The sequence below is a fragment of the Flavobacterium sp. AK-345 genome (assembly GCF_058310175.1).
The window spans coordinates 126,498-144,060 of record NZ_JBZEER010000013.1; the positions used below are offsets into that span (position 1 = coordinate 126,498).

Consider the following 17,563-nt stretch of genomic DNA (forward strand, 5'->3'; position numbering starts at 1 on the left):
ATGTCATAGTGATAAAAAAATCGGTAGCTCAATCAATTACTAAATCTCTTATTTTACCTGTTAATTATTTAGATTATCATTTTTTTACAGCAAAAAAAATACAGAATATGTTTTTATAAAGTGTCATATGCACACTTTTTACGAAATTGTCCCCTTTTATAAATGAATTTTTCCCTGTCTTAAAACCTTGTTCTGTGCTTAATTTGCAGAGTGAGTTGATAAGCTATAACGTTTGAGTAATCTTATTTTATTTTTTATTCAGAGTAAGTCAACTAAAACAAACTAACCAATTATCTTAACCAAAAACACTTTAAACATGACCAACATTCCAAAGAAAAATTCATTGAGAAAAACCTTTTCTTAATGTAAAAAAAAGAGTAAACTTAATATCTCTGCAATCATTTTACCACAGTTAATTAATAAAAACTAACTTAAACCAACCCAATTAAAAAAAGTATGAAAATAATTAAAACCAAATTTTTACTTTTATTATTCTTGCTTCCTTTTTGTGTTTTGGCTCAAAACACGATTAGCGGTGTTGTCCTGGAAAAAGGGACTAAGCAGCCTATACCGGGAGTAAACATAAAAGTATCTGGAACAAATAGTAGTACATCGACCGACTTTGATGGAAAATTTCAATTATCCGGAGTAAAAGCGGATAGTAAAATTACGTTTTCCTATACCGGTTATACCACTCAGACTATCGCGGTTGCCGGACAAAAAAACATAACTGTTTCTCTTGAAGAAGATAATAATCAATTAAAAGAAGTTGTTGTTCAGGTAGGTTACGGAAGCGTTAAAAAGAAAGATGCTACCGGATCTGTTACTGCACTTTCTACAAAAGACTTTAACAAAGGAAATAATATTACAACAGAAAATCTGCTTAACGGAAGGGTAGCGGGTTTAACAGTAAACTCAACGGGTGCTCCGGGGTCTAGTTCTCAAATTAGAATTCGAGGAGGAAGTTCGCTTTTTGCAAGTAATGATCCTCTTATTGTAATCGACGGATTACCTCTTGATAATACTACAAATACAGGAGCCTCTTCATTTTTGGCTTCTTTAAATCCCGCAACCGTAGAATCTATTACGGTTTTAAAAGATGCATCGGCTTCTGCAATTTATGGTTCACGCGCATCAAATGGTGTTATTATTATTACCACCAAAAAAGGAAGCAAAACATTGTCTGTAGATTATAATGTACAATATGCTGCGGGTACACTGATTAAAACGGTTGATGTTTTAAGTGCAGATGAATTTAGAAGCGTTATTGCAGATAGAAGAAGCGATGATCTGGATAAACTGGGAACTGCAAATACAGATTGGCAAAAAGCAATTTACAGAAACACAGGAACGGTAGATCAAAGTTTAGCTGTTAGAGGAAGTTTATTCAATATCATTCCAACGAGTTTAACTTTAGGAAATACAGATCAGCAGGGATTGCGTTTAACTAATAATTTTAAAAGAAACACGGTTGGTTTAGTAATGAATCCAACTTTTCTTGACAATCATTTAAAGTTGAGACTTTCGGCCAATTATACAAACGAAATAAACAGATTTACAGATGCTGTTGAAGGATCTGCCATTGGTTTTGATCCAACACAGCCCATAAAAGTGGATGGTGCGCCTTACGGAGGTTATTTTGAATATACTACCGGTGTAGACGCCAACGGAAATTATCCGTTAGTTTCGACTGCAGCAAGAAATCCTGTTTCGCAATTGTTGAATACAAACGACAGAGGAACAAACGACAGAATTTTTGGAAATTTTGAAATTGATTATAAATTCCACTTTTTACCCGCTTTAAGAGCTGTTGTAAATGTTGGTTATGATGAATCGAATGGAGACAGAAGAAGATTGGTTGGTGCTGATGCCGGTTCTGCTCCGTCAAACAACAACATTCCGTACGGGACAAATGAATATACAGAAGCAACCAGAAAAAATAAATTATTAGATACTTATTTAGTTTATAACAAAACTTTTAACTCACTTGTTTTTGAAATGACAGGTGGTTATTCGTATCAAAAATTTCAAAGTTCAAAATTTGAAACCGGTAATATCCTAAATCCGGATTTGCCATCAACATATCCTGAAACTACTTTGGATACAGATGTTGTTTTATTAGGATTCTTTGCCAGAACAAACTTAAATTTCAGAGACAAATATTTACTAACGCTGTCTTACAGAAGAGATGGTTCTTCAAGATTTGAAGAAGCAAATCGTTGGGGGAATTTCCCATCCGTAGCTTTTGCATGGAAAATCAAAGAAGATTTCTTTAAAGAAAGCACGGTATTATCTGACTTGAAATTAAGATTAAGTTATGGTATTACAGGACAACAGGATATTCCTGAGCCAAACGGATATTTGCAAAAATACCAGCTTGGCGGTGGAAATTCTGAATACTACTTCGGCGAAAGCCCAATTCCGGTTGCACTTCCTTCAAAAAGAACAAACAATTTAAAATGGGAAGAAACCACTTCATACAATGCAGGTCTTGATTTTGGTTTTTTAAACAATCGCTTATCTGCCGGACTTGATGTTTATTACAAAGAATCTAAAGATTTATTGGTAAATGCAGCAATATCTGATGGTAGTAATTTCTCTAACCGCGTGTACCAAAACGTAGGGAGTTTTACCACAAAAGGTGTCGAGTTTACGATTAATGCTAATGCTGTAAAAACAGAAAATTTCAATTGGAATATGAATTTTAATGTCTCTAAATTTGAAAGAAGAATCAAAAATCTGGTAAACGGAAGCGATATCTTTTTAGGAGACAACATTGCAGGAACAGGAACTCCGGGACAAATTTTCAGAGAAGGTTATACTCCGTATTCTTTCTACGTATACAAACAATTATACAACAACGAAGGAAAACCAATTGAAGGCGCTTTTGCAGATTTAAATGGAGATAATATCAGAAATGATGCTGATAAATACATTTATAATAATCCGGATCCGGATTTTACTTTAGGATTTGCATCTAATATGAATTATAAAAAATTCGATTTTTCATTCAATTTAAGAGCCAGTATTGGTAACCGAATTTTCAATGCCGTAGACGCAAGCAGAGCACAATATGATGCTATGGAAAACGGAGGGGTTTTAAGTAATGTTCCGTCTCAGATAACAGAAACTAATTTTCAAACCACTTCAAATGTTGTATTGTCGGATCTTTATATAGAGAATGCTTCTTTCTTAAAAATGGACAATGTTACGTTAGGATACACTTTGAACAATTGGTTAAACAGTAAAGCATCGTTAAGAATATCAACAGGAGTTCAGAACGTTTTTGTAATTACAAAATACAGCGGCTTAGATCCTGAAATTACCAACAATGGTGTAGATAAAACGATTTATCCAAGACAACGATCAATCTTATTTGGTCTTAATCTTAAATTTTAATAAAGATGAAAAAATATATTTTAATAACAATTTTAGCATTGACTACCGTTTTTCAGTCTTGTACTGATGATTTAAATGTAGTCTCAGAAGATGACGATGTTCTTTCTTCTGATGTATTATTTTCTACGCCTGAGGGATATAAACAAGCTTTCGCAGGTGTGTACGGAAATCTGACTTTAACCGGAGTTATTGGTCCTAATGATTCTTCTCTGGAAGGTGTCGATGCCGGAACAAGCCAGTTTACAAGATGTTTATTATACATGCAGGAATTAACTACAGACGAACTGGTTTGGAGTTATGAAAATGACGGAGGAACAGCAGAATTACAACGCAATATCTGGACAGCTGCAAATCCGGTTATTTTAGGAATGTTTAGCAGAACGATGGTTTCTGTTTCTTATGCAAACGAATTTTTACGTCAGAGTACACCAGAAAAACTAAGTTCGAGAGGTATTACAAATGCTGCAACTTTGGCCGATATAGCACTTTATCGTCAGGAAGTTCGTGTTTTAAGAGCGTATGCGTATTATAACATGATGGATTTATTTGGAAAAGCACCAATGTATACCGAAAATGATCCAGTAAATTTTACCGGACCTGAGTTTAACAGAAAACAATTATTTGATTTTATCGAAACAGAACTTAAAGCTGTTTTACCAGATTTAAAAGCAGCCAGAACGAATGAATATGGAAGATTAGACCAATCTATGGCACGTATGATTCTGGCAAAAATATATTTGAATGCCGAGGTATATATTCAAGCCGATCGTTTTGATGATTGTATTACAATGTGTAATGAAATTATAGCAAGCGGTTATACTTTAAAGCCAAAATATTTGGACAATTTTAAAGCAGATAACAATACCTCTGAAGAAATCATTTTCGGAATCCAGTCTGATGGGGCGGTTTCTCAAAACTGGGGAGCAACAACTGTTTTAACAAACGGACAAATTGGTGCCTGGGAAAACAATGGTGCTGATTTTGGAGTTGGCGGCTGGACAGGAGCACTTAGAATCAGAAAAGAATTTGCTCAAAAATTTGACGGTACAAAATTCAGTCAGGATACCAGAAATACGGTAGGAAGAGGAGTTCAGGGCGATCCGGCAAAACAAAGATCAATTGATATTGAAGATATTGGCGTAAAAACACAAGGTTATATTTTATCTAAATTTTCTAATAAAACTACCGCAGGAGTTAGCGGTGTAAGTTCTACTTATGCTGATACTGATTTTCCATTATTCAGATTAGCCGATGTTTATTTAATGTATGCAGAAGCGACTTTAAGAGGTGGAAACGGCACAACTGCTCAGGCATTAGATTATGTAAATGCTTTAAGACAAAGAGCTAATAGTAATTTGACTGTTGGAAACATTACTTTAAGCGAACTGACTCTTGATTTTTTAATTGATGAAAGAGCTCGCGAATTACATTGGGAAGCACACCGAAGACAAGATCTTATTCGTTTTGGAAAATATACCGGCGGATCTTACAATTGGGCATGGAAAGGAAATTCTTCAAAAGGAATCGCTATACCTTCTTACATGAGCGTTTTTCCTATTCCGGAAGGATCATTGGGAGCCAATAGAAATTTGACTCAAAACACGGGTTACTAAAACTTTTTTTAAAACATAAACGATACAAAAAATGAAACATATATATAAATTTTTTATAGCTATTACCTTAATTACAGGACTTTGGTCTTGTGAAAACGAAACAGATTTGATGATCGTAGAGCCTCAGGAAGCTGCTTTTTCAATGATTACTCCTGATAATGGTTCTTCGACTATTTTAAACAAAGACACACCTAACAATACTGCCCTGACTTTTACCTGGGAAAAAGTGAGTTACGGAACACCTACTATCGTGACCTATACCGTACAGTTTGCAGCCAGTAATACTGAATTTGCAGCTCCGGTTGATATTACGTCTACAACTTCTACTCACGCCAGTATTACAGTAGCAGAACTGAATGCAAAAGCATTGGAACTTGGTCTTACGGCTGAAGTTGAAGGAACAATCGATGTTAGAATTAAATCAACGGTTGGTACAACACTTTCAGAGCCAAAATTTTCTACGCCAATTACGATTGCACTGACTCCTTACAGAGGTATATTCCCTAAAATTGATTTGTTTTTAGTAGGACCTGGTACGGCTGCAGGATGGAGTGTAACGAGTAACAATATGCCAATTTACAGAGATACAAAAGAAAACGCAAAGTTTTATTATACAGGATATTTTAATAAAGATGGTTTTAAATTAATTGAGCAAATTGGTTTTTGGGCTCCGGCTTACGGAACAAATGGTGCTGCAGTACAATACAGAGCAACCGAAAGCGATACTGATCCGGGTGTGTTTCCAACAACAGCTTCAGGTTATTATAGTTTTGAAATTAATCTTGAAGAACTAACTTATAAAATTGAGCCTTACACAGGACTAATGACAACGTATGCGGTGATTACTCTGACAGGATCTGTATTAACAGGAGATGACGCGGGATGGAATATGGATGTTCCTTTAGTAAAATCTGATTTTGATGGTCATATCTGGAAAGTTACTCAAACTTTACAAGCCGGAAAAATGAAATTTAAAGCAAACAACAGCTGGGATGTTAGCTGGGGCGATAATGGTGGAGATATTATTGTTGAGGCTGGAAAATATGAAATCTGGTTCAATGACTTAGATGGTCGTTACATGTTTATACCAACTCCATAAATTGAATTTAAAAAAATAAGAGAAGCCTCAACTTATTTTGAGGCTTCTTCTAAATTCAAAATTTCAATCACTATAACTCATATCATGAAAAAATATATAAAAATTCTTGGGTTACTTGCTATAACGGCAATTCAGTTTTCGTGCTCAAGTAATGATTCTGCAGATACAGAAGCGGTGAATCCGCCAGATGCGAGTGATACTTTTATCAGAGCATCAGATGTTTCTTTTCTTCCTCAAATGGAATCTTTAGGAACTAAATTTTACAGCAATGGCAAAGTAGAAGGAATGCTTACAACACTAAAAAATGCAGGTTGTAATACAGTCCGAATTCGTTTATGGAAAAACCCTGTAAATGGGCGTTCTGGTTTAAGCGAAGTAAAACAATTGGCTCAAAAAGCAAGACAAGCTGGACTTAGAGTTTGGCTTACCGTTCATTATTCTGACAATTGGGCTGATCCAGCCTTGCAGACTGTTCCCGAAGAATGGAAAGATTTATCTTTTACCGATTTAAAAACAGCCGTTACCGATTATACATCAACAATAATTACAGAAATCAATCCGGATATTATTCAAATTGGTAATGAAATCAATAGTGGATTATTGTGGCCACAAGGAAATTTAATTAGTAACGAAGAACAATGTATCGCTTTATTAACTGCTGCCAGTGCAACAGTTCGCAGTAAAGCGCCAAACACAAAAATAATGATTCATTATGCAGGTGTAAACGGTGGTGCAACTGATTGGTTTTTTACCAAAATGAAAAGTGTTGATTATGATTATATCGGATTATCATATTATCCTGTTTGGCACGGTAAAGATTTGACAGAAGTAAAAAATACCATTGATGCTTTAGGAGAAAAATTCGGTAAAAAAGTCCTGATTGCAGAAACCGCTTATCCTTTTACTTTATTACACAATGATCAGACTAATAATATTGTAGGAACAAACGATCAGTTGGTACCGGGATATCCGGCAACTCCAGCGGGACAAAGAACGTTTGTTATGGAAATTAAAAACATAGTAAAAACATCCCAATTTGGACAAGGATTTGCGTATTGGGGAGGCGAGTGGGTTGCTTTTAAAGGACAACAATCAACAAGTGGTTCTACATTCGAAAATCAGGCTTTATATAGTTTTGACAATAATGCCTTATCAGTAATGGAGGCTTTCAGTAAAGACTAAAACATGAAAAATTCACTTAAAATTATATCTTTTTTGATGCTAATTGTACTTGCATTTACTTCATGTAAATCAAAAATGATTAGCGAAAAAAACTCCTTTTCAAAAGGAGCTGATATCGGTTGGCTGCCTCAAATGGAAGCGACAGGTTATAAATTTTATGATGCAGATGGTTCTGAGAAAGACTGTCTGCAATTACTAAAAGACCGTGGAATAAATACGATCAGGTTGCGTGTTTGGGTTAACCCGAATGATGATAAAGCCAGCGGACACTGCAGTCCCCAAGAAACAGTTGTCATGGCAGTTCGTGCTCAAAAATTGGGAATGCGCATCATGATCGATTTTCATTACAGCGATTCCTGGGCAGATCCCGGAAAACAAAATAAACCTGCAGCATGGGCAAAACATTCTTTTCCGGAATTGTTAACCGATGTTTACCAGCATACTTATGATGTTTTGCAACTGTTGAAAAAAGCAGGAGTAACGCCGGAATGGGTTCAGGTTGGAAATGAAATTCCGAGTGGTATGCTTTGGCCGGAAGGACATACAGATAATTTTAATCAGCTGGCACAATTACTGGATAAAGGATATGAAGCTACAAAAGCCATCGATCCAAAAATTAAAGTTATTGTTCATTTAGACGAAGGAAATAAAAGTGAAAAATTCAGATGGTTTTTTGATAAAGCCACTGAAAATAAGGTAAAATATGATGTAATTGGTTTGTCATATTATCCGTATTGGATTAAAACCGATTATCAAAGTACTATATTAGATTTAGAAAATAATCTAAAAGACATGGCTTCACGTTACAATAAAGAAGTTATGGTGGTCGAAGTTGGAGGTGATTTTGAACAAGTACAAAACACCAAAGAAATGCTCGAAGCCACTATAAAAGCCGTAAAAAGCGTACCAAATAATAAAGGTTTAGGCGTTATTTATTGGGAACCGCAAGGCGAAAAAAGTTGGAGCGGTTATCAATTGAATGCCTGGCTTTCAGACGGTAAACCTTCGCCGGCATTGGATGCTTTCAAAAATTAAAAATTAAATTTTACCATTAAGATATTAAGTTTCATAAAGCTAAATGATCTTAATATCTTAATGGTAGAAAAACAAAACAAAAAATGAAATTAATTTTTAGATCAATAATATTCGTATTTCTTTTGATTTTTTCGTCAGGAAAAATAATGTCACAATCAACTACAGTTATTTTAAAAGACAACTGGCGTTTTTCTGCAGCAGTAAAAGAAGATGCTTTCTCTGTAAATTTTGATGCTTCGAAATGGGAAAAAGTGACTGTACCGCACGATTGGGCGATTTACGGACCTTTTGATAAAGAATGGGACAAGCAGGTTTCGGCAATTGAACAAAACGGAGAAAAAATTCCTACCGAAAAAACAGGCCGTACAGGTGCGCTTCCGCATATTGGTACAGGCTGGTATCGCAATACATTTTCGATTCCTGAGTTTAAAAAAGGTAAAAAAGCACTTCTTATTTTTGAAGGCGCGATGAGCGAACCTCAGGTTTATTTAAACGGTAAAAAAATAGGAGAGTGGGGTTACGGATACAGTTATTTTTATATTGATATTTCTAAAGATCTCATTCCGGGATCAGAAAATATATTAGCAGTAAAATTGACCAATATGCCATTTTCTTCAAGATGGTATCCAGGAGCTGGTTTATACAGAAAAGTAAGTATTGTAGTAAAAGAAGAAGAAAACTTTGTACAATGGGGAACTTTTATTACAACTCCGGACATCAAAGAAAATACTGCTGTTGTTGATCTTAAAGCTGAGGTAAGTGGCAATAATTTGTCGATGATAACTCAAATAAAAGATGCAGCTAATACTATAGTAGCAACACAGAAAGCTATAGAAATCAAAGATGGAAAATTTCATCAAACCATTTCTGTTGCCAATCCTCATTTATGGAGTCCTGAAACGCCTTATTTGTATACTGCAGTAACAAAATTATATGCAGCTGACGGAACTTTGAAAGACGAACAAAGTATAAAATTCGGGATCAGATCTATTAAATACGAAGCCAATAAAGGATTTAGCCTTAACGGAAAAGTGACAAAATTTAAAGGAGTTTGTCTGCATCATGATCTTGGACCTCTTGGTGCAGCGGTAAACAAAGCGGCACTTCGAAGACAGCTTACGATTCTAAAAGATATGGGATGCAATGCAATCAGAAGCTCTCATAATATGCCTTCTTTTGAACAGCTTGAATTGGCTGATGAAATGGGATTTATGTTTCTGGCAGAAAGTTTTGATGAATGGGCTAAACCCAAAGTACAAAATGGATATCATCGTTTTTTTGAAGAATATGCAGAAAAAGACATTGTAAATTTAGTGAGAGCCACACGAAACCATCCTTGTATTGTCATGTGGAGTTCAGGAAATGAAGTTCCGGATCAATATGGAGCCGAAGGTTTGACAAGAGCTAAATTTCTGCAGGATATTTTTCATAGAGAAGATCCTACGCGCCCGGTAACTGTCGGAATGGATCAGGTAAAACAAACTATGGCATCCGGTTTTGGATCTTTATTAAATGTACCGGGACTGAATTACAGAGTTCATCTTTATGAAGAAGCTTATAAATCATTTCCACAAGGATTTATTTTAGGATCAGAAACAGCTTCAACGGTGAGTTCAAGAGGAATCTATAAATTTCCTGTTGTACAGCAAAAAGAAAAACAATACGATGATCTTCAATGTTCGTCTTATGATCTCGAAGCTTGCAGCTGGTCGAATGTTCCGGATGAAGATTTTGTGCTTCAGGATGATAAACCATGGGTTATTGGTGAATTTGTCTGGACTGGTTTTGACTATTTAGGAGAACCTACGCCTTATGATGAAAAATGGCCGTCAAGAAGTTCTTATTTCGGAATCTCTGATTTGGCAGGACTTCCTAAAGACCGTTTTTACCTTTACAGAAGCAGATGGAATAAGGAGGATAAAACACTTCATATCTTGCCACATTGGAACTGGAAAGGAAGAGAAGGAGAAATTACTCCGGTTTTCGTTTACACAAATTACGACAGCGCAGAACTTTTTGTAAATGGAAAAAGTATGGGCGTTCAGAAAAAAAACAATTCAACTCCGCAAAACCGTTATCGCTTAATGTGGAATGATATAAAATATGAGCCTGGAACTGTAAAAGTTGTGGCATTTGATTCAAATGGAAAAATAGCTGCCGAAAGCGAGGTTAAAACCGCCGGAGATCCTTATAAAATCATTCTCGAAGCAGATCGAAAAGTCATTAAGGCTGATGGCGAGGATATCAGTTTTGTAACCGTTTCGGTTGTAGATAAAAACGGAATTCCATGTCCTACAGCAGTTAATGAATTGCAATTTAAGGTAACTGGAGCAGCAACATACAGAGCAGCTTGTAATGGTGACGCTACATCACTTGAAATATTTCATGAAAATAAAATGAAGCTTTTTAGCGGTAAACTGGTTGTTTTGGTTAAAGCAATTAAGACTGCAGGCGCAATACAATTGGAAGTAACTGGTAAAGGGCTTCAGAAAGGTAAAATAAATTTAAAGTCAGAATTTTAATTGGAATATTCTAATTGAAAATGTTTTTCCTTTTTTAAATTACCCGTGATGTTTTTAGATTAGTGTTTTACATAGTAATCAACTGAAAAAGAATATAAAATTATAATTTGTAATTAAACAAAAGAGACGATCCACTCACTGGATCGTCTCTTTTGTTTAATTACTTAAACAGGTCTATAATACTTTTGTTATGCCTTACTATATCAAATCAGGTTGTGAAAATAAAATGTAATTTTTACAATATGTTTTAAAGCTTTTTCTCATAAAGAACGTCTGAGCCGCAACCAAAAGCTGCTTTCTAATGTGATTTAACTTTTAATTGATAATGTAGAATTATAGCATCAAAAAACAAGTTGTTACTACCTTAATCCCTAATTAAGAAAGCAACTCCAATTACTGTAATAATCCTAGTTTTTTAGCTTTTTCAATTAGATCTTTATCACTGCCTTTTCCCTTTAAAAGTTGATCTTTTATGTTTGCTTTTCTTTTTTCTATTGCACTCATTGAAAGAGGTATGTAGTTAGGAAGATTGACAGTTTTAACTCCTTGGTAAATTAAGGTTAAAATTTGATTGTCATGTTTATCCCAATTTATATTTTTTTTAAATAAATTTCTTTGAGATTGTATTATGGTATTACTTCGATATATATCACCTTCAAGAATTTTTTTGCAAATGATTGGAAACAATTCAAAGTTAATATCGCTTTTTGAAATGAACCCTTCAGGTTTTATTTCCTTAATGATTTTATCTACCGTTAAGGGATCACTATGCATTGTAAGCAGTACAATTTTGCAATTTGCAAATTTTTCTCTAATAAGTATAGCTAAATCAATGCCATTATTAATATTAAGCTCTTTAAAAGGAGGCAGGCTAATATCTAATAAAGCAAAATCAATATTTATGTTTTCTATTTGTTGCAGTTTTATTTTGTTATATGCATCCTCACAATTATAACTCTTTATAAAACTTGGCTGTTTTTTTTGAAAATCCGTGTCAGATAGTAGGTTAATATAGCTATCAACTGTCATGGGGTGATCGTCAACGATCAAAATCTTAAGACTAATCTTCATTTTTTTTTAAATAGGGTATCAAAGATAATTAAATATTACGGATTTACCGTACAATTGAAGTAAATCTAGGATGTTTTTTTGTACTAAATGATATTAATATAAATTTTATGAAAAGCAAATTATACATTGTAGGCCTTGTTTCCTTTTCTTTATTAACCTATTCATGCTCTAATGATGATAGTTATGAAGTTCCTGAAGTTAAAAGTCGTAATTTTAAAATTAGTCCACAGACTGATTTTAAAAATGAATTAAATAAAAAAAGAAATGATTCAACGACTGTGATTTTAAATATGGAGATTATGAGTGTTAATGGAGACCCAAGTAATCCGATACCCCCAAGAGCTAAATAATTCAGGGTTATAATTATTTCAAGATAGACTATGTGATTTATACTTAATTGCATAGTCTTCTTGTTTCATAATAGTATATTTGAAATTTAAAATAATAATTACAATCTTGAGAACTCTTGCTTATATAATTTTACTATTTCTACTACTATTATTTTCATGCAAAAAAAATGATTCTGTTGCTTATGATAAAAATACAGCTATTTTTTTTGATAAAAATTATATAGATAAATTAGGGAAAAATAAAAAAGAGAAATATCTAGATTCAATAGTAGATTTATTAAAATTAAAAAAAAATGATTCAACTGTCAGAAATTCATATTTGAAAACGGCAACAGAATATTATTACATCAATAATTTTAAAAAATCTTTATCTGCTAGTTTAAATGCATTGCGACTATCAAAACAGTCAAACGATAGTATTAGAATGGCAAAGGCATCCTATTATGTGGGTGATTGTTATATTAACTCAAAAAAAGACAGTGCTTACTTTTATTATTTACTTGCAGAAAAACTATATTATAATATACATGACTATGATAATGTTGGCAGAATGTTATTCAATAAAGCCTATGTTTTATTTTATAATGGAAATTATGTTGAATGTGAGGTTGAAATTGCTAAAGCATTACGATATTTAAAGAAATCTACAAATCATCAGTTGATTTTCTCTTGTAACACATTAATAGGTAATTGTTTAGAAAAATTGGTTGAGTATGACGAAGCATTACATTATCACAAATTGGCTTTAGGTGAATTAGAAAAAATGAAAATTAATGGTAATGATGATAGTAATGAGATAAACAATTACTATGTATCTTCTATGATTAATATCTGTAACTTATATGATTTAAAAGGTGAATTCCCGAAGTCTATTAAAATATTAAAGAGCCTGCTTTCAGCAGATTTAAAAAAAAGCAATCCTAGATTATATGCTAATGTTTTAAGCAATTTGGCTTATTCTAAGATGAAAAACAGGAATTATGAGAATATTGGTTTAATGTTTTTTGAATCCTTAAAAATTGTTGATAGTATTGGAGCTGAGTCAGATATTTTATATAAAAAGATACATATTGGAGAATATTTTTTAAGTCAGAAGGATACTACAAAAGCAATTCAAATTTTAAAAGAAGCTAATCAATTAGCAGTTAAAATTAAGAATAGTAACGAAATATTAACATCGTTAAAATTTCTCTCCAAAATAGATAAAACGCACAGGTTGTTTTATGCAAATGAATATATAAAATTAAGTGATAGTATCAATACACTTCAAAAAAACGCTCATAATAAGTATGCCAGAATTGAATATGAAACCTCAAGAATTGAGGATGAAAATAAAATTTTGACAAAAAAGAACTTTTACATTTTAATTATTTCATTTGGACTAATCTTATTATTGATAATAATTATTGTTTTAAGATCTTTAAAATATAAAAATAAAGAGTTGGAGTTTTTAAAGAAACAGCAAAAAGCTAATGAAGAAATCTACCAGCTGTTGACTGAGCAAAATGAAAAAATAAATGTTGCAAAAGAGAATGAGAAAGCTAAAATAGCAAAAGAATTACATGATGGCATAATGAATAAAATTTATGGTGTTCGAATGAACTTAGGTTTCTTTAATTCTAAAGTTGACGAGAAAATAATTGAAAAAAGAAAAGAATATATTTTTGAATTACAAAATATTGAGAATGAGATTAGAACTATTTCACATGACTTAAGTCGAAGTTCTTTTTTGGAAGATAATGATTTTGATGTTTTGTTATTAAATTTAATTGAAAATCAAAAAGATATTAGCTTTACCCAGTTTAAATACCTAAATGATGGAATGTTTGAATGGTCAAGTATTCAAAATATATATAAGATAAATTTATATCGTATAATCCAGGAAGCTATTTTGAATGTTAATAAGTATGCAAATGCTAAAAATTGTGAAATAAGTGTTCAAAAGTTTAATGATACTTCCTTAATAATCTCTATTGTAGATGACGGACAGGGTTTTGATATTAAGAGTAAAAAAAATGGCATAGGGTTAACCAACATAAAAGAGCGAACGAATTCTCTTAAAGGGGAATTTCATATAGAATCTAAAATTGGGGTGGGGACGAAAATTAAAGTTACACTTCATTTTTAAATCTGGATCTTAAATGATTTAAATTTTCTTTCAAGTTTATTCCTTCTTACTTTAAAGAACCATACCAATATTTATTAGTGATTGTAAAATAGTTTTACCTTCAGAAAAAATGCAATTCCGTAATTTTTATATTTAAATTCCGTAATTTTTAGCTAAATGTTACTGTTATTTTCGTGAAATAAAAATCAACAAAATAAAAATTATAAATTTTCAAGATTTATAAAACCAAAAGCAAAAAAATAAACTAAAAAACGGTAAATGAAAAAGATTCAATATTTAATATTCATTTCATTTCTTTTTATGTCTTTTAATGGAATAAATAATTATTCAATATGGGGGAGATTAGTTGATCACGGATTCAGCCCTGTATCGATATTTAAAATTAAAGTTTTTCAAGAAAGAGATAGTGTTTTTGTTAAAGAGTTACATTTTAATGATAAAAATGGAGAGTTTATCATAAAAGATTTACCACCAAATAAATATATTTTAGAAATAACTGTTGAACAATATACTAAATATAGTATAACAAAGGAAATAATAAATAAAAATGAATCATTGGGGGAAATTTATTTACAAAATACTTGGTAAAAACACACTTTAAATTCTTATTTACTCCTTTAATTTAAATTTTTTATTGGTACGGGATTGACTGTTCATATAGTCGAAGAAAGTTACTTTGGTCAAGAAACAACTAAAAAGGCAGTAATAAGATTAGCTAAAATTTAGGATATTATTTTAAATACACGAATGAGAATTAAACGCGACATTAAAAAACTATTTATTTGCATCATTTTTTTTCATTTATTTTTACACGTAAATGCGCAAAGTCCAAATGACTATCAACTTCAAACCACGGCAAGTTATTTTCCAGACTGGAAGGAAGTAAATAGCCAAAATATAAAATGGTATCGTTTCAATGTTCCTGAAAATTGGGAAAATACCAGTTCAAATAAAACCATAAAATTGGCTGTCGCTGTTCTACCGTGTTTAAAAAAGTCAAGTAAAAACGTAGTACATATTTCTGGTGGTCCCGGTGGTTGGTGCATAGGCCCTATCAAAAAATGGTTAAATCATCCTTTAAGAAACGAAGCAAATATTATACTTGTTGATTTAAGGGGTACTGGTTTTTCTGAACCTGCTCTTTGTCCTAAACTTGGAGAAGAGATTTTGCAAGTGCTTGCCGAAAATAATAGTACAACTAAAGATATAAATGAAATTGTCAATGTTTCAGAACAATGCAAAAATGACCTTATTGTAAAAGGAATAGATATAAAAGCATATAATAGTTTAAATATTTCAAAAGATTTACACGCATTAAAAAAATCATTAGGCATAAACAAATGGTTTGTATATGGTATATCGTATGGTACTTATATCTCACAAGTTTATTCTGATCAATTTCTAAATGATTTCGAAGGTATTATTCTGGATTCTCCGATTAATGATATTAATGAATATTATAAAAACAATACTTTTAATTATATTAATAGTCTGAATACCCTTTTTAAGGAAAGTAAACAAAAATACCCTGATTTAGAATCAAAATATTATTCAGTAATAAATAAATTGAGTAAAAAAGGCATAGAGGTAAATGTTGAGAAAGCTATTGTTCAAACAGAAAAATTTACCTATAATGCTGACGATTTTAAAATAATTATTCATCAATCTCTTTATAATCAACAATTAATTGAATTGATTCCTTTAATAATAAACGGTTTTTATAAAGAAGATAAATTTATATTAGCGAATTTAGTAGATGCTTTTTCTGAAGCATTAAAAAGAGACTTTGGTACTTATTATTGCGTTTCATGTAATGATGGGTTTACAGATAAAAGTATTGCGGAATATGACAAAAATGCTTCTGTATTTAAAAAAAATAAAGGAGGAATATTATTTTATCGTTCAGACTTGTCTGTTTGTGAAGAATGGGGAATTGGCGCAAAAAAAATAAATTCAGCACAAAAAAGCAATCACATTAAAGCTTTAATTTTTGCCGGAAAATATGATCCAATTACACCTTTATATAACGGTAAGGAAATTGCAAAAAAATATAAAAACAGCTTTCTATTTGAAATGCCTTATGGTCATGCAACAAGTTTTTCAAAAGCTGGAAAGGGTATAGTAGAGCATTTTGTAAAAACACCTGATAAGAAACCTGAAGTAAAAGAAAAATTAAGTCAAATTGAATTTATTTCTGATATTAAATATAATCCTGGAATATCTAAGTTGGCAAAAAGTCTAAATAAACCAATTCTGTTATTTTTATCGCCGTTGATTATTGCATTAATAATAATTTTTGGTACATTCTTGTATTGTGTTTTTTCAATTTTTAGAAATAAAAATAAAGATTTGAACCTATTGAAATACTTATTTATCGCAAACTCTTTGTTAGGGATGATTGTAGTATTTGGTTTCATTTGGGCTATTTTTCAGACTTCTAAATACAATCTTTTTATTCTACTATTTGGATTGCCTGAAAAATATAATTTTTTATTTATTTTAAATTATATATTTATTGGAACAACAATTATTAGTGTATTCTACTTACTACTTAAAATAAAGATTATACCATTCATAGAAGTGGTTTTTTCGATAGCATTTTCTTTTATATTAGTAATTATTTATTTCTCCTATTGGGGAATCTTCTAATTGGATAAGGTGCAAGTTATTAATATTATAAAGTGATTTATAATATAATAACTTATGCTATTCGATTACTTCTTTCGTTATCCACTCCAAATACTGCCCAGTAGAGAAAAGTTTATGTTTACACAAACCTCAAACCGCTGAAGGAAAAGTCTATAGGGCGTATGAATTTAGCATAAAGCAACTCTTGTCAGGGATTTAAAAACAGAAATAAATCACTTAAGTAAAAAACGTCTTGGGTTAATCCGCATAAAATTTTAAAAAAAACACTCGAAAAATTACAACTTGTAATGTAAAACAAAGAGATGGAAATATTTAGGAAGATATGATTTCTTAAAAAAATGTGTCCAGATCAAAACTATTTCCTTTTATATAAATGCTTTTTTTATGGCAATTTTCTAAACTTAAACAAGTTGGTAATAAGCCGTAAGTTTTACCTGTAAAGTCCGTAATTTTTTATTAAGCGCTATGTTATTTTTGCGTTATGCTATAATAAAGTTCATGTATTATTAATGAAT

The 17,563-nt window shown here is 31.8% G+C and carries 11 protein-coding genes; 10 read left to right on the forward strand and 1 reads right to left on the reverse strand.

What is annotated here, in order from left to right; translation table 11 throughout:
* Positions 1–456: 456 nt before the first annotated feature.
* The 6 genes from AC4FQ3_RS19640 (at position 457) to AC4FQ3_RS19665 (ending at position 10,850) form a co-directional block, all read left to right on the forward strand.
* Positions 457–3,399, forward strand: a complete 2,943-nt coding sequence (locus tag AC4FQ3_RS19640) for a SusC/RagA family TonB-linked outer membrane protein (protein WP_491182987.1) — start codon at positions 457–459, stop codon at positions 3,397–3,399.
* Positions 3,400–3,404: 5 nt separating this feature from the next.
* A complete protein-coding gene (locus AC4FQ3_RS19645) occupies positions 3,405–5,012 on the forward strand; it encodes a RagB/SusD family nutrient uptake outer membrane protein (RefSeq protein ID WP_491182988.1) in 1,608 nt (535 codons plus the stop codon).
* Between the two features lie 31 nt (positions 5,013–5,043).
* The gene (locus AC4FQ3_RS19650; protein ID WP_491182989.1) at positions 5,044–6,111 is read left to right on the forward strand and encodes a SusE domain-containing protein; all 1,068 of its coding nucleotides are present in this window, start codon (positions 5,044–5,046) and stop codon (positions 6,109–6,111) included.
* 84 nt (positions 6,112–6,195) lie between these two features.
* Positions 6,196–7,293 carry a glycoside hydrolase family 53 protein gene (locus tag AC4FQ3_RS19655; RefSeq protein WP_491182990.1) on the forward strand — a complete coding sequence of 366 codons (1,098 nt, stop codon included), beginning with the start codon at positions 6,196–6,198 and terminating at the stop codon, positions 7,291–7,293.
* Positions 7,294–7,296: 3 nt separating this feature from the next.
* Positions 7,297–8,328 carry a glycoside hydrolase family 53 protein gene (locus tag AC4FQ3_RS19660; protein ID WP_491182991.1) on the forward strand — a complete coding sequence of 344 codons (1,032 nt, stop codon included), beginning with the start codon at positions 7,297–7,299 and terminating at the stop codon, positions 8,326–8,328.
* Positions 8,329–8,411: 83 nt separating this feature from the next.
* Positions 8,412–10,850, forward strand: a complete 2,439-nt coding sequence (locus AC4FQ3_RS19665; protein WP_491182992.1) for a DUF4982 domain-containing protein — start codon at positions 8,412–8,414, stop codon at positions 10,848–10,850.
* Between the two features lie 393 nt (positions 10,851–11,243).
* Here AC4FQ3_RS19665 and AC4FQ3_RS19670 read toward each other — a convergent pair whose 3' ends face one another.
* Complete coding sequence (locus AC4FQ3_RS19670; RefSeq protein WP_243396859.1) at positions 11,244–11,921, reverse strand: response regulator; 678 nt, start codon at positions 11,919–11,921, stop codon at positions 11,244–11,246.
* 107 nt (positions 11,922–12,028) lie between these two features.
* On the opposite strand from AC4FQ3_RS19670, the gene AC4FQ3_RS19675 reads away from it, so the two are divergent.
* From AC4FQ3_RS19675 to AC4FQ3_RS19690, 4 genes are all read left to right on the forward strand, one after another.
* On the forward strand, positions 12,029–12,271 hold the full coding sequence (locus tag AC4FQ3_RS19675) for a hypothetical protein (protein WP_073397957.1): 243 nt from the start codon (positions 12,029–12,031) through the stop codon (positions 12,269–12,271).
* A gap of 106 nt (positions 12,272–12,377) precedes the next feature.
* Positions 12,378–14,399: an ATP-binding protein gene (locus AC4FQ3_RS19680; protein WP_491182993.1), complete on the forward strand. Its 2,022-nt coding sequence runs from the start codon at positions 12,378–12,380 to the stop codon at positions 14,397–14,399.
* A gap of 258 nt (positions 14,400–14,657) precedes the next feature.
* The gene (locus AC4FQ3_RS19685) at positions 14,658–14,987 is read left to right on the forward strand and encodes a peptidase associated/transthyretin-like domain-containing protein (RefSeq protein ID WP_124020543.1); all 330 of its coding nucleotides are present in this window, start codon (positions 14,658–14,660) and stop codon (positions 14,985–14,987) included.
* 159 nt (positions 14,988–15,146) lie between these two features.
* Positions 15,147–17,048: an alpha/beta fold hydrolase gene (locus tag AC4FQ3_RS19690; protein ID WP_491182994.1), complete on the forward strand. Its 1,902-nt coding sequence runs from the start codon at positions 15,147–15,149 to the stop codon at positions 17,046–17,048.
* The last annotated feature ends 515 nt before the right edge of the window (positions 17,049–17,563 follow it).

What these genes read in the sequence shown, in the direction of transcription:
- AC4FQ3_RS19670 (WP_243396859.1), bottom strand. Translation starts at nt 11,921, where the DNA reads ATGAAGATTAGTCTTAAGATTTTGATCGTTGACGATCACCCCATGACA.
- AC4FQ3_RS19690 (WP_491182994.1), top strand. Translation starts at nt 15,147, where the DNA reads ATGAGAATTAAACGCGACATTAAAAAACTATTTATTTGCATCATTTTT.
- AC4FQ3_RS19640 (WP_491182987.1), top strand. Translation starts at nt 457, where the DNA reads ATGAAAATAATTAAAACCAAATTTTTACTTTTATTATTCTTGCTTCCT.
- AC4FQ3_RS19650 (WP_491182989.1), top strand. Translation starts at nt 5,044, where the DNA reads ATGAAACATATATATAAATTTTTTATAGCTATTACCTTAATTACAGGA.
- AC4FQ3_RS19660 (WP_491182991.1), top strand. Translation starts at nt 7,297, where the DNA reads ATGAAAAATTCACTTAAAATTATATCTTTTTTGATGCTAATTGTACTT.
- AC4FQ3_RS19675 (WP_073397957.1), top strand. Translation starts at nt 12,029, where the DNA reads ATGAAAAGCAAATTATACATTGTAGGCCTTGTTTCCTTTTCTTTATTA.
- AC4FQ3_RS19645 (WP_491182988.1), top strand. Translation starts at nt 3,405, where the DNA reads ATGAAAAAATATATTTTAATAACAATTTTAGCATTGACTACCGTTTTT.
- AC4FQ3_RS19685 (WP_124020543.1), top strand. Translation starts at nt 14,658, where the DNA reads ATGAAAAAGATTCAATATTTAATATTCATTTCATTTCTTTTTATGTCT.
- AC4FQ3_RS19655 (WP_491182990.1), top strand. Translation starts at nt 6,196, where the DNA reads ATGAAAAAATATATAAAAATTCTTGGGTTACTTGCTATAACGGCAATT.
- AC4FQ3_RS19665 (WP_491182992.1), top strand. Translation starts at nt 8,412, where the DNA reads ATGAAATTAATTTTTAGATCAATAATATTCGTATTTCTTTTGATTTTT.